This is a genomic window from Chitinophaga sp. YR573, assembly GCF_900110995.1.
GTDB lineage: Bacteria > Bacteroidota > Bacteroidia > Chitinophagales > Chitinophagaceae > Chitinophaga.
In genome coordinates this window covers 3,430,635-3,442,954 of the sequence record NZ_FOJF01000001.1, presented here as the reverse complement: position 1 = coordinate 3,442,954, position 12,320 = coordinate 3,430,635, and the positions used below count along the sequence as shown (strand labels likewise).

The window sequence follows — 12,320 nt, the reverse complement described above, 5'->3', positions numbered from 1 at the left end:
AGGTAACTATAATTTACCAATAAATAAAGTGTCCTGTTTTGCCAAATTGTTATTTCCTGCGGCTTCTCCTAACAATTACATTTTTATTACAAATCTGTGGGTGTTATAAGAAAGTGCGCGGTTAATACGGATGATCCATGCTTCAGACATGAAGGAGATAGGGAGGAGACAGGACGCAGATAGGAAGGAGACAGGAAGGAGCCTTCTTAAAAGCGGCTTCTTCCAGGCATATAAAAAGGGAAACACCCCGGGGTTATCCCGGGATGTTTCCCTTATATCTTTATAAACCATCTACCTTAGTGGCAGGAGATTTTAAATCCTGAAGTGGGAGAATGCCTTGTTCGCTTCAGCCATACGGTGAGTATCTTCTTTCTTTTTGAAAGCAGCACCTTCACCTTTGCTTGCAGCTACGATTTCGTTAGCCAGCTTCTCAGCCATGCTCTTACCATTCCTTTCACCTGCGAAACGGATCAACCATTTCATACACAGGGAGATCTTCCTGTCAGGACGAACCTCAGCAGGGATCTGGAAGGTAGCACCACCGATACGACGGCTTCTAACTTCTACGGCAGGAGTTACGTTCACCAGAGCTTTCTTCCAAACCTCATAACCGTTATCACCGGTTATCTGGCTTACTCTGTCGATCGCATCATAAAATATCCTAAAGGCAATGCTTTTTTTGCCCTGTTCCATCACGTTGTTAACAAACCGTGTTACCTGTTTGTCGTTAAAGCGCGGATCCGGAGCCAAAGGCATCTTTTTTGCAGCTTGCTTTCTCATTTTATCTGAAAGATTTCAACTTTTTATAATGTATTATTTCTTAGCCTTTTCCTTTTTCGTACCATACTTGGAACGGCTCTGCTTCCTATCCTTCACACCGGCAGTATCCAGAGATCCACGTACGATATGATAACGCACACCTGGCAAGTCTTTTACCCTACCACCGCGAATTAACACGATAGAGTGCTCCTGCAGATTGTGTCCTTCACCCGGAATGTAAGCGATCACTTCCACTTTATTAGTCAAACGCACCTTCGCTACTTTACGTAGTGCAGAGTTAGGCTTCTTAGGAGTAGTAGTGTACACACGTGTACATACACCACGGCGCTGCGGACAGCTATCTAAAGCCCTGGACTTGGATTTAGCCCGGATAATTTCTCTTCCTTTTCTTACTAATTGCTGTATAGTAGGCATTCTACCTAGTTTTTTTTTCTGTCGGTTTACAATGACATCCAAATCACCCAGAATGGGAATTTGGGAGGGCAAAGGTATACTTCTCTGTGTTAATAACAAAATGTTTTAAACATTTTTTTCCGGTCTCTCGCTATTCAGCGCTTTCACCATCACCTCCCACTCCTCCTTTAAAGGAATTTCAGGCATCTTTCGCCCCGCACATGCGTACCAGTATCGGGCATTTCCATTATCGCCTTCCTTCCTGTGAAGGTAGGCATGCACCCAGGCTGCTGTATCATCACCCAGGTCCTCTATAATATCATGTGCCTTCTGCCAGTTACCTTTTCCATCCCACCAGAGTGCCCGGGAATAAGACGACAGCCCTTGTGGCGGCGCTTCCAGACTCAGAGATGTTATAAAATCTGCAAGTGTCATGCGTATAAAGATAGATTAAAGCGCGCTACTTCCTACTTTATAATTCCAGTTACGGGTATCTTCTGCCCTGCCGGTGCGTATAGCATCCAGACGCTCAATCACTTCCGCCCCTACAGAATATTTGGTAGTATCCAGTCTGATCAGGTGTTCCTTATAGTCCAGCTGCTCTACGTAAGCCACGCTGGATGCAGTTCCTGTACCAAATACTTCCTTCAGGCTGCCATCCTTCCAGGCTGCTACCACCTCTTCTATGGAGATAGGTCTTTCCTCTACTGTCAGCCCCATATCTGTTAAAATATCCATCACACTGGCCCTGGTTACCCCTGCCAGGATAGTTCCCTGGGTCAGATCAGGTGTGATAGCCTTATTACCGATGATCGCAAATACGTTCATGGTACCACACTCCTGCAGGTTCTTGAACTCCGCCCCGTCTACCCACAGTATCTGGTCGTATCCCTGCTTTTTAGCCTGCATGGTAGGATACATAGCGCCTCCATAGTTACCGGCCGCCTTGGCATATCCTACGCCTCCGGGAAAGGCACGTATATATTTATCCTGCACCAGCAGTTTGATAGGCTTATTAAAATAAGGGCCTGACGGAGAATTTATAATAACAAACTTATATGTATCAGAAGGCTTTACACCTATAAACTCATCAGCAGCAATCATAAAAGGACGCAGGTACAGGGAACTGCCCTGGTTGGTAGGTACCCAGTTACGGTCTGTATCAATTAACAGGTCCATCCCACCAATAAACAACCATTCAGGTACAAATGGCATACCCATCCTTTCCGCAGAGGTATTGAAACGCGCATAGTTATCATACGGACGGAAAATCATTGGTTCTCCTTCCTGATCCTTATACGCCTTGATTCCCTCAAAAATGGCCTGCCCATAATGCCAGGCGGCATTCGATGGGCTAACTGATAAATGCTGGAAAGGCAGGATCTCTGCGTTCTTCCATTCCTGTCCGTCGAAATCTGCCACCAGCATATGGTCCGCATATTTCTTACCAAATTGCAGGTTGTTGAAATCAATTTCGCCTATCCTGCTTTCTTTCGTCAGGCTCAGCTTTATTTTTTGTAAAGCTTCCTCCCGAACGGTGTTTGTTGTTGGATGATCTACTGCCATCATGAGACTTAATTAGTTTTGTTTTGATGTTTTTCTTAACCGTGAAGATTTCAAATCTAAAGTCGGAAATCGTGAATCTAAAATTGAATACACTTACATTTGCTCACTGCGAAATGCAAATAAACTGTTTTTTCCCCAAGCGGGACCTTTACATTTACTTAAAACGATACACTCATGTCTCTTGATCAGGTTCAACTGGACCCTTACCTGCTAGCCAGGATATATACCCAGCCGATTGTTCCGGGGAAAAACAGTCCTGCACCAAAAGTACAGGAAGCGCCTCCTAAGGTGAAATTTTTAGGAGAAAATCAAAAAAACATAACGCTGTTAATACAAAACGAAAGTGAAGCATATTTAAATGATGAATTATTTAATCTGCTCACCAATATATTAAATGCCTGTAAACTAGGCATGCAGGACATTGCACTCGTAAATATATCACAATATCCTGCTATGCCCTTTACAGCATGGCAGACTGCCGTTCCCATGAAACAGTGTGTACTGTTCGGGATTTCTCCTGCCAGCCTGGGCCTGGAGACCTTTCCTACTTACCAGGTAATGCAGGTAAGCGGATGCCAGCTGTTGTACTCCGATGCCTTTTTTGATATTTCCCAGGATAAAGCCCTCAAAGGGAAACTATGGACGGGCCTGAAACAGCTCCTGAATGTTTAAATAATTACGATGACACTTGTATTTGCCACCAATAACGAGAATAAAGTAAAAGAGATCCGTGCCGTACTTGGAGATAGCTTCTCTATTATCACCCTTCAGGAAGCAGGTATCGATATAGATATCCCGGAACCTCATGATACGCTCGAAGCCAATGCCACAGAAAAATCCGTTACTATTAATAATATGACGGGAAAAGATTGCTTTTCGGAAGATACAGGTCTGGAAATACCGGCGCTGCATGGCGCTCCGGGCGTATTATCCGCCAGGTATGCAGGTGAACAGAAATCGGCTGATGATAATATCAGCAAAGTATTGCGGGAGCTGGACGGATCTACCAACCGTAAGGCTCAGTTCCGTACCGTTATCTCCCTTATCCTGGCAGGAAAAGAATACCAGTTTGAGGGGATCTGTCCGGGTACTATACTAACGGAACGCACAGGTGGCAAAGGATTTGGATATGATCCCATCTTCGTACCGGATGGTGCTGCAAAAGCATTTGCAGAAATGGATATGACTGAGAAAAACCAGTATAGCCACCGGGCAAAAGCATTTCATAAACTGGTTAACTTTTTGAAAAACAAATAATTAAATGGCTAGAGTTAGAATAGACATCCCGGAAAAGCTGGGCTTTACGACACAGATCCAGATAACCATTAAAGATGTAAATTATGGCGGGCACGTGGGCAATGATTCCATCCTGTCACTGATACACGAAGCAAGAATCCGTTTCCTGGCATCCATGGGTTACCAGGAGCTGGATAAAGAAAAAGGATTGGGACTTATTATGGCGGATGCTGCCGTAGTATATAAAGGCGAAGGCTTTCACGGGGATATTTTTGATATAGCCGTTGGTGCGGGAGATATCTCTTCCTTTGGATTTGATATCTATTACCGTATTACTACTAAACGGGAAGATAAAACAATCGTTATTTCAGAAGCGAAATCAGGGATGATTTACTTTGATTATAATGAACGGAAAGTAGGCCGTCTGCCAGAAGCATGGAAACAAAAACTGACCTTATAAATATTAAAGCATGGATATCGCCAACCTGACAAGCATCATCGAACAACGCAGGAATATCAAACCATTCAGCATGAATGGTAAAAAGATCCCTGACGAACAGATTCAACAGTTAATACAACTGGCCGACTGGGCTCCTACTCATGGTTATACAGAACCCTGGTATTTTGCAGTATTTGCAGGAGATGCGGTAAAACGCTTCTGCAATGATCACGCAGAAATATATAAAGCCAATACAGCACCGGACAAATTCATCCTGGGTAATTATGAAAAATTACAACAACAGGGTGATCTTGCTTCGCATGTGATTGCGATTTGTATGAAGAGAGGGAATAAACCTCAGATCCCTGAACTGGAAGAAATAGTTTCAGTAGGATGTGCTACCCAAAACCTGTGGCTGGGTGCTACAGCGTTAGGACTGGCTGGTTACTGGGGCTCCGGTGGAATGACCTTCCACCCTGCTATGAAGGAATATCTTTCCCTGAGAGAGGAAGATAAAGTGCTGGGGATTTTTTACCTGGGATATACAGATGAACCAGCACAGGCTGGTCGTAGATTGAAACCAATGGAAGAGAAAATGAAGTGGGAGAAATAATCTTTTTTATGTGATGGTGCTTCGCACCATCACATAAATCAAAATTTAAATTGTTTGTATATGCTGATCCATATCCCCCGGAGCATTCTTCTCATTCTGGTCTTATCTTTCACAGGCATTCAGGCTCAGGACATCAAACCTGGCGCCAGGCCAATGGACAGCGCTACCCTCAGCAAAATCATCTCTCAACAGGTAAAAGATACCGGCTCCGGTAAATCCACACTTAAAATATCCGATACATCCGTTGCCGTTATCATTAACAGATTAGAAAGTTATACCCTCATGTTGAACCAGGTAATGAGTACACTAAGACGTGGACTCGATACCGCCGGTATCAGTGAAAATCTTCCTTTAATAGATTCTTCTTTATTAGTTATTAAAAGAGATATTGCCAGCTTAGGCAGTACTCCCAATGTGCACGATATCTATACCAACCGGGTATTATTGCTGCAATTGGAATGGAGATTAGACAGATGGCAGGATAATCTGTTTAAATATTATGACCGCCTCGTAAATATCAGCGATACATTACAACTGCTGCGAAAAGATACTGCTATGCGCAACATCCCCGCAGAAGATCAGTTGCGCGATATTTACGTGGGACAAATGGCTACGCTCATCGGGAAATGGCGACAGGTAGACAGTGCCAATAAACGAAACCTCCTGTACCTGGGCCTATTGCAAAACAAAGTGGCCAGCAGATATATTGAGTCTACCAATTTACTGGAAGACATGGATTTCCAGTTATCCACCTTTAGTTCCCGGATGTTTAATAAAGACTTTAGTTATTTATGGGAACCTCCACTGCCAGATAAAAAAGGCCCGAAGTTTACACAGGTGTTAAGTCATTCCCTGCGTAAAAACATCCGTGTGCTTGAGATCTTTTACGCGGTACGAAGACCCTTATTCTTTATATGGTTATTAGCAGGTATTGCTTTTTTATGGTGGATACGGTTTAATACCCGAAAAATAAGGCTGCATCATGAACCTACTGAAGCGGAATCCATTTTACAGCATTCAAAATATCTGTATCGTCATCCCATTGCCAGTGCCATCTTATTAGTAGCGACGTTTACATCATTGTTATCTATCCAGTATCCTATTCTTTATGCAGAAATAGCCTGGGGAATTACTGTCCTTTCTGCCTCTTTTATCATCAGGGAAAATATCCCTGTTCATATTTTTAAAAGATGGTTATTCCTGGTGTTCTTACTGGCTATTTACTGCATGAACAACCTGTTAATACAGGCCACCTTTGCAGAGCAATGGGGCCTTTTTGCCGGGGCAATTCTCTCTATTACATTAGGGGCTTATTTATTACAGAGCCTGCGTAATACAACGCTGCCATTACCTAAGTATTCCCGTTCTGCGATATGGTTATTCATCATCATGAGTTCCTTTTCCCTCTTACTGGTAATTATAGCAAGGGTTACAGCAGCTAAGATCATTGGTGCGGCAAGTGTAGTAAATATTACAATGGCTTTAGGTATTGTGCTGATGGTGGAGATACTAATGGAAGCTATTTATTTACAGGTTGAGGCTAATAAAGATTCCAGCACATTTATCTCTCTGATAGATTATCAGAATATCAAGAGTAAACTAAAGACCTTCTTTTATATCATCGCTACTATAGGATGGTTAGTACTGATGGCCCGTAATCTGTATATCTATGAGGCTATTTATGATTTCGTCAGTGAATTTCTGAGCGCAGAACGTAAAATAGGAAATATCACTTTCTCCTTTAGCAGTGTGATTATCTTCTTATTGATTATCTGGGTATCTACCGTGATCACTCAGATTATTTCTTACCTGATGGGCTATACCGGTAAAAGCTCACAACCCCGTAAAGGGTTAGGTTCTGCGATACTATTAATACGCCTGGCAGTATTAGGAGCCGGTACATTGCTGGCCTTTGCCGCCTCCGGAATACCTATGGATAAAGTGGCTATTGTAATTGGGGCTTTGGGTGTGGGTATCGGTTTTGGGTTACAGAATATTGTAAATAATCTTGTTTCCGGGGTGATACTGGCCTTTGAGAAACCTATTGAAGTGGGTGATGTGATAGAACTGGGCACCCGGTCCGGAGTGGTGAAAGAAATAGGCATCCGATCCAGTAAGATCTCTGCGGGAGATGGTTCTGAGGTGATTGTCCCTAACGGGGAGTTAATAGCCCAGCAACTGGTAAACTGGACGGTGAACAACCGTACCCGTAAGATAGATCTGCCGGTAGGCGTTGCTTATGGTTCGGATATTAAAACAGTCTCAGAGATCCTTAAAAAATGTATTAAAGAACAGGAAGGTGTATTAGAGGTACCTGAACCCGTAGTGTTACTGGCTAATTTCAGAGATAATGCGATCGACTTTTTAGTATCGTTCTGGATTAGTGACCTTGGGCAGGCTGGTACTTTGAAAAGCGCTATTCTGATAGATACTTATTCTCAATTACAACAGGCAGGCATTAAGATTGCGCATCCTTCTCCACAACAGGTGGAAATCAGGATGGGACAGGATGTTTATCGAAAGGAAGAAAATGTTCCGCCAACTGGGACACAACCTGCCGAAAAGCCGGCAGATCCTCTTATTGGAAAACAAGCAGATTCATCCGAAAAGCATCCAGATCAGGAAGGTATATAGTATTTTTAACTATATTTGCGGCGGTAGCCATGCCATAAAATCATCGCATCATGCGACTTATTTTGTTTCTGTTCGTGGGAATGTGGTTCTCTTGTGCGGTTTGTGAAGCACAGATTATACAAAACCCCAATAAAGCATTCGACCTGGCAAAACAGACAGGCAAAAAGGTAATGCTGATTTTTTCCGGTTCTGATTGGTGTATCCCCTGTATACAATTCAATAAGACAATATTATCCGACAGTACTTTTCTGCGTTTTGCAGGAGATAACCTTGTACTGCTGGAAGCAGACTTTCCCCAGCGTAAAAAGATAGCCGCTCCCCTGCGTTCACAATACGATTCCCTGGCCGCAGCTTTTAATCCTGAGGGTGCCTTTCCGCATGTAGTGCTGTTAAGTCCTGAAAAGAAACTGATGACAGCCGTACCTGTAAGACAGCAATCCCCTTCCGACTTTATCAGCACCCTCAAACAACTGCTTCAGTAATGCCTGATAACAAGCTCCATATCCGCTTAATGGGTTCTGATTTTGAACTGATAGGAACGGAGCAAAGGCTGGAACAGGGTGTTACAGAGATCAAACGGATAGAAGCTTTACTCACAGAATTCAATGATACTTCTGTTACGGCGCAGCTAAATGCCAATGCCGGCTTACAACCGGTTACCGTACCGGCTGAGGTATACCAGCTCATACAACGCTGCCTGCGCTTAAGCGCTATTACCCAGGGAGCCTTTGATATTTCCTCCGGTTTACTGAAACGACTCTTTAATTTCAAACAACACAATTTTCAGTGGCCTCAATCGTCTGCAATAGCAGACGCTCTTCAAAAAACCGGTTACCGTTATATTACGTTACTGGATAATAACCGTATCCTGTTGGAGCAAAAAGGTATGCGGATAGGTTTTGGGGCGATAGGGAAAGGATATGCTGCGGATAAGGTAAAGGCGTTGTGGATAGCTGCCGGAGCTAGCAGCGGTGTGATAAATGCCAGTGGCGACCTTACCGCCTGGGGTAGTGAGCCCTGGAAGGTAGGTATTGCAAACCCCGATGATCCTGAAAAGATATTAATGTGGCTGCCTGTATACAATGCGTCTGTAGCAACGTCTGGTAATTATGAACAGTATATAGAAAGGAATGGCATCCGCTATTCACATAATATAGATCCCCGGACAGGAAAGCCTGTCCCTTATATTAAAAGCGTAACAGTGATAAGCCCCAGTGCAGAATTGTCGGATGCCCTGGCAACAGCCGTAACAGTAATGGGGCCTTCCGTAGGATTGGACTTCATTAACCAGTTACCGGATGTGCATTGTATCATCATCGATAGTAAGAACAAGATATTTCAGTCGGAAAAGATTCAAATACATGCAAAAGGATAAGAGCGGCATATTAATCATCATTCTTGTGGTATTGCTACTACAGGCCTGTGCTACGGTAAAGCCTTACCAGCGCCAGTATCTGAATGATGCCAATATGCAATTAGGAAAAACAGGAATAGAAAAATTAGATGAAAGCGCACAGTCTTACCGTGAAGGAAGTAGTGGTGGTGGAACAGGGAAAGGTAGCGGAGGATGTGGATGTAACTGATCAGTCATGAAAAGAATATTTGTTGCGGCAGCCCTGCTGATGGCTTATTTCACGGCAACTGCGCAAAAAGGAAACGATAGCACGGTATATAAGAAACAACAACTTGCAAAATCGGATATACAGCTGCTATTCTCTTACTATACACAGGATGGGGATCATTCTGCGGTAACCGGCGGTAAAGGTACAGAGAACCTGCAGGTGTATGTATCTGAGTTTACGTTGACGCATCAACGTGATTCTGTAAATTCAGGATTCCTGAATGCGGGTATAGATGTGATATCTTCTGCTTCTACAGATAATATAGATCTTGTATTATCCTCTGCATCCCGCGTGGATAAACGGTTTCATATTGCAGGCGGATATAACCGGCTGATGAAGAAGTCCGGTATTACAGCGGGTATTAATGCAGGATTTTCTATAGAGTCTGATTACATGTCTCTACCTGTAGGCGTTTCTATCTCTCATGATAATGCTACGCATACCAGGCAGGTATCAGCATCCCTGCAATGTTACTTTGATGACCTGCGCTGGGGAAGATTTGATCCTGATTATTATTATCCGAAAACATTAGTATATCCTGTAGAGCTGCGTGATCAGCAATGGTTTGATATTTACCGCCGCTCTTCTTATAATCTCAGCCTGGCTTTGTTCCAGGTGATTAACCAGCGTATGCAGCTGGCAATTTACCCGGAGCTGGTATATCAGAGAGGATTACTCTCCACTCCTTTTCATCGTGTTTATTTTAATACCGGAAAGGTAAAAGTAGAGAATCTTCCACGTGAAAGATGGAAGGTGCCACTGGCTGTGCAGCTGAATACCTTCATCGGTAATAACGTGATTCTCCGCTCCTATTACCGGTTTTACAGGGATAACTTTGGTATTACCGGACATACCATTCAACTGGAATTACCGGTGAAAACCAGTCCTTTATTTACATTATCTCCTCTTGTACGTTTTTATACACAAACACCTTCCCGGTATTTTAAGCCTATTGATCAGCATCTGCTGACGGAAGATTTCTACACATCTGATTATGACCTGAGTAAGTTTAATAGCTACAAAGTGGGTATTACAGGGCGGTATGCTATGTTTAAACCCATATTTAAGCATAGCTCTTTTCAGGAAGTAGCACTGCGGTATTCCTTCTACAAACGCTCAGATCAACTGTCTGCGCATATTGTATCCCTGTTGCTGGACTTCAGACATATGAAGTAATAGTCTGGCACAGAGTATGATATACCACAGCTAAATCAAATGATATGAAAAACTTACAACTGGCATTATTCAGCTTTGCCATCCTGTTATTAAGCAGCTGTCAGGTAGTAGGCGGTATTTTCAAGGCAGGCGTATGGACTGGCATCATCGCAGTAGCTTTTGTAGTGATCCTGATTATATTTCTTATATCGCGCGGCGGTAAAAAATAGTATCAGGGGACTCTAACGGAGCCTGGATATTTGGTAGAATATGGCATAACAAATTAAGCTCCTAACAGAGCTCGTGTTTGTAACTAATATGTCATCCTACGAATAGACTCCGTTAGGAGTCTCGTGTTTGTAGCCCCTTAATCGCTTAAATCATTGCTGATAAATCCCTTAGCATAGTATTCCTGTTGAATTTTCCCCCAAATCCAGGCACGTCCCTTGCCGGATTTTAATAACCACTCCCGCTTCATAGCAGTTGGCTTGTCTTCAAAAACTTCCAGATAAATAACTTCCCATGGCCTGTATTGCAGTGTCCATCGCTGACGCCCATGTATATTATGGAAGTGAAATCTTTTGACAAGGTTTGTAGTATGCCCTGTATAGATCTTCTCATTACTCCGGGAAAATAGGATATATACGATATACATAGTGTCGGTTATGCCGGAAAACAAAAAGGTTACCCTTGTGAGGTAACCTTTTTATCCGCCAACTATTTCATAGTGGCCATAAATATACTTATTATTAATTTATCAAATTCAACTCTTTTAATCTAGCTACAGCTTCTATTAACATCGTACCACTCAATTGAGTAGTAAGGTCTGAAGTAGTCGCTTTTGTTGTCCAATTGGTATTAAACAGTATCTGAGGACGGGAAGTTCCCTGTAGCCATAATGTTTCTGCATTCAGTTGCAGGAAGCTGATATACTTCGCAGCATCTGTGCTGCTCAGGTTACCATCTGTAATCAGTAACATCATGTAACGTACCAGGATGCCTTTGAATAAGCCTCCATCTCCGCCCCCCTCATCTTTCATGATATTGTTACTGCTGAAATCACCCGCCATTGAGTTATTCGCTGTTTTCACCGCATCACTCAGATAAGCATTATCACCGGTGATTTTGTAGAGTTCAACACCTGCGCCCATAAAAACACCCTGATTATAAGTGAACTTCCAGCTTTTATTGGTACCGGTAGCATCCAGTCCGTCCCATACCAGTCCGGATACAGGATCCACCAGGTAATCCTTTTGCCACTGGTAGATCTTTTTAGCCCAGGCCAGATCATCCGCATTACGGTTCAACTGGTAGATACGGGAAGCGATGATACTGGCAGGAGCATTGGCAGGCGTGTTTTTATTCTGCCTGTCCTTGTTCCAGTAGATACCTCCGCCGAAGGTATCATCCCATCCGCCTTTGATATCATTCCACAGCAGTTCTGCGGTGGTTTTATAACGGTCATCACTGGTGGCTTCATAAGCACGCAGGCAGGCTAAGGCCATCCATTCCATATCATCAAAATAATGATTGATATAGGTGCCGCCGTTCTTTGCTTTCATCCCATCCAGTAAATCGTCCATCCTTGTTTTGATGGCCGGGTCATTGGTGCGCAGGTAAACATCTGTCAATACATCCAGTGCATGTGCATTGGGCCAGTAGTTGAAAGTAAGATCGCCTGCATTGTTTTTATTGAATGTCTTGCTGCTTTGATTATAAAAGCTGCTGATCAGTGCTGAGGAAGAGGAATCCGCGATCAGGGGCCAGTTATATACATAACTGGTTTGTCCTGCGCCTGGTCCGGGACCATTATCTACCGGCTCTTTCAGGCAGGATGTAAAGGCAGTAGCCAGTGTTAATAAAATTAAGATTCTACGCATAT

At 43.3% G+C, this 12,320-nt stretch carries 16 protein-coding genes; 10 read left to right on the top strand and 6 right to left on the bottom strand.

Going from position 1 to position 12,320, the window contains the following annotated elements; all coding sequences use genetic code 11:
• Window positions 1-312 precede the first annotated feature (312 nt).
• The 4 genes from rpsG to BMW86_RS14510 form a co-directional block, all read right to left on the bottom strand.
• Window positions 313-780, bottom strand: coding sequence for a 30S ribosomal protein S7 (gene rpsG, locus BMW86_RS14525; RefSeq protein ID WP_089782461.1), 468 nt, complete (start codon window positions 778-780; stop codon window positions 313-315).
• Between the two features lie 33 nt (window positions 781-813).
• A complete protein-coding gene (gene rpsL, locus BMW86_RS14520; RefSeq protein ID WP_012789278.1) occupies window positions 814-1,194 on the bottom strand; it encodes a 30S ribosomal protein S12 in 381 nt (126 codons plus the stop codon).
• Between the two features lie 105 nt (window positions 1,195-1,299).
• A complete protein-coding gene (locus tag BMW86_RS14515; protein ID WP_089782460.1) occupies window positions 1,300-1,608 on the bottom strand; it encodes a hypothetical protein in 309 nt (102 codons plus the stop codon).
• Between the two features lie 15 nt (window positions 1,609-1,623).
• On the bottom strand, window positions 1,624-2,742 hold the full coding sequence (locus BMW86_RS14510) for a branched-chain amino acid aminotransferase (protein ID WP_255372923.1): 1,119 nt from the start codon (window positions 2,740-2,742) through the stop codon (window positions 1,624-1,626).
• 171 nt (window positions 2,743-2,913) lie between these two features.
• Between BMW86_RS14510 and BMW86_RS14505 the strand changes: the two genes are divergently transcribed.
• From BMW86_RS14505 to BMW86_RS14460, 10 genes are read left to right on the top strand one after another with little or no spacing between them, the layout of a single operon-like run.
• The gene (locus BMW86_RS14505) at window positions 2,914-3,411 is read left to right on the top strand and encodes a hypothetical protein (protein ID WP_089782458.1); all 498 of its coding nucleotides are present in this window, start codon (window positions 2,914-2,916) and stop codon (window positions 3,409-3,411) included.
• Window positions 3,412-3,420: 9 nt separating this feature from the next.
• On the top strand, window positions 3,421-3,996 hold the full coding sequence (rdgB, locus tag BMW86_RS14500; protein WP_089782457.1) for an RdgB/HAM1 family non-canonical purine NTP pyrophosphatase: 576 nt from the start codon (window positions 3,421-3,423) through the stop codon (window positions 3,994-3,996).
• Between the two features lie 4 nt (window positions 3,997-4,000).
• Window positions 4,001-4,435, top strand: coding sequence for a thioesterase family protein (locus tag BMW86_RS14495; RefSeq protein WP_089782456.1), 435 nt, complete (start codon window positions 4,001-4,003; stop codon window positions 4,433-4,435).
• A gap of 10 nt (window positions 4,436-4,445) precedes the next feature.
• A complete protein-coding gene (locus tag BMW86_RS14490; protein ID WP_089782455.1) occupies window positions 4,446-5,027 on the top strand; it encodes a nitroreductase family protein in 582 nt (193 codons plus the stop codon).
• A 60-nt stretch (window positions 5,028-5,087) separates the two neighbouring features.
• A complete protein-coding gene (locus BMW86_RS14485; RefSeq protein WP_089782454.1) occupies window positions 5,088-7,661 on the top strand; it encodes a mechanosensitive ion channel family protein in 2,574 nt (857 codons plus the stop codon).
• Window positions 7,662-7,711: 50 nt separating this feature from the next.
• A complete protein-coding gene (locus tag BMW86_RS14480) occupies window positions 7,712-8,143 on the top strand; it encodes a thioredoxin family protein (protein WP_089782453.1) in 432 nt (143 codons plus the stop codon).
• Entirely contained in the window at window positions 8,143-9,036 is an 894-nt protein-coding gene (locus tag BMW86_RS14475) for an FAD:protein FMN transferase (protein ID WP_089782452.1), read from the top strand. Before BMW86_RS14480 ends, BMW86_RS14475 begins: the two co-directional genes overlap by 1 nt.
• The gene (locus BMW86_RS14470; protein ID WP_089782451.1) at window positions 9,023-9,244 is read left to right on the top strand and encodes a DUF4266 domain-containing protein; all 222 of its coding nucleotides are present in this window, start codon (window positions 9,023-9,025) and stop codon (window positions 9,242-9,244) included. Before BMW86_RS14475 ends, BMW86_RS14470 begins: the two co-directional genes overlap by 14 nt.
• A gap of 6 nt (window positions 9,245-9,250) precedes the next feature.
• The gene (locus BMW86_RS14465; RefSeq protein WP_089782450.1) at window positions 9,251-10,459 is read left to right on the top strand and encodes a DUF3570 domain-containing protein; all 1,209 of its coding nucleotides are present in this window, start codon (window positions 9,251-9,253) and stop codon (window positions 10,457-10,459) included.
• 44 nt (window positions 10,460-10,503) lie between these two features.
• Window positions 10,504-10,668 carry a phosphatidate cytidylyltransferase gene (locus BMW86_RS14460; protein ID WP_089782449.1) on the top strand — a complete coding sequence of 55 codons (165 nt, stop codon included), beginning with the start codon at window positions 10,504-10,506 and terminating at the stop codon, window positions 10,666-10,668.
• 137 nt (window positions 10,669-10,805) lie between these two features.
• Here BMW86_RS14460 and BMW86_RS14455 read toward each other — a convergent pair whose 3' ends face one another.
• Together BMW86_RS14455 and BMW86_RS14450 are read right to left on the bottom strand one after the other, a co-directional pair.
• Complete coding sequence (locus tag BMW86_RS14455; protein WP_089782448.1) at window positions 10,806-11,093, bottom strand: GIY-YIG nuclease family protein; 288 nt, start codon at window positions 11,091-11,093, stop codon at window positions 10,806-10,808.
• 94 nt (window positions 11,094-11,187) lie between these two features.
• Entirely contained in the window at window positions 11,188-12,318 is a 1,131-nt protein-coding gene (locus BMW86_RS14450; protein ID WP_089782447.1) for a glycoside hydrolase family 76 protein, read from the bottom strand.
• Window positions 12,319-12,320 lie beyond the last annotated feature (2 nt).

Coding starts and splice junctions, on each gene's coding strand:
- rpsG (WP_089782461.1), bottom strand. CDS start 780: ATGAGAAAGCAAGCTGCAAAAAAGATGCCTTTGGCTCCGGATCCGCGC.
- rpsL (WP_012789278.1), bottom strand. CDS start 1,194: ATGCCTACTATACAGCAATTAGTAAGAAAAGGAAGAGAAATTATCCGG.
- BMW86_RS14515 (WP_089782460.1), bottom strand. CDS start 1,608: ATGACACTTGCAGATTTTATAACATCTCTGAGTCTGGAAGCGCCGCCA.
- BMW86_RS14510 (WP_255372923.1), bottom strand. CDS start 2,742: ATGATGGCAGTAGATCATCCAACAACAAACACCGTTCGGGAGGAAGCT.
- BMW86_RS14505 (WP_089782458.1), top strand. CDS start 2,914: ATGTCTCTTGATCAGGTTCAACTGGACCCTTACCTGCTAGCCAGGATA.
- rdgB (WP_089782457.1), top strand. CDS start 3,421: ATGACACTTGTATTTGCCACCAATAACGAGAATAAAGTAAAAGAGATC.
- BMW86_RS14495 (WP_089782456.1), top strand. CDS start 4,001: ATGGCTAGAGTTAGAATAGACATCCCGGAAAAGCTGGGCTTTACGACA.
- BMW86_RS14490 (WP_089782455.1), top strand. CDS start 4,446: ATGGATATCGCCAACCTGACAAGCATCATCGAACAACGCAGGAATATC.
- BMW86_RS14485 (WP_089782454.1), top strand. CDS start 5,088: ATGCTGATCCATATCCCCCGGAGCATTCTTCTCATTCTGGTCTTATCT.
- BMW86_RS14480 (WP_089782453.1), top strand. CDS start 7,712: ATGCGACTTATTTTGTTTCTGTTCGTGGGAATGTGGTTCTCTTGTGCG.
- BMW86_RS14475 (WP_089782452.1), top strand. CDS start 8,143: ATGCCTGATAACAAGCTCCATATCCGCTTAATGGGTTCTGATTTTGAA.
- BMW86_RS14470 (WP_089782451.1), top strand. CDS start 9,023: ATGCAAAAGGATAAGAGCGGCATATTAATCATCATTCTTGTGGTATTG.
- BMW86_RS14465 (WP_089782450.1), top strand. CDS start 9,251: ATGAAAAGAATATTTGTTGCGGCAGCCCTGCTGATGGCTTATTTCACG.
- BMW86_RS14460 (WP_089782449.1), top strand. CDS start 10,504: ATGAAAAACTTACAACTGGCATTATTCAGCTTTGCCATCCTGTTATTA.
- BMW86_RS14455 (WP_089782448.1), bottom strand. CDS start 11,093: ATGTATATCGTATATATCCTATTTTCCCGGAGTAATGAGAAGATCTAT.
- BMW86_RS14450 (WP_089782447.1), bottom strand. CDS start 12,318: ATGCGTAGAATCTTAATTTTATTAACACTGGCTACTGCCTTTACATCC.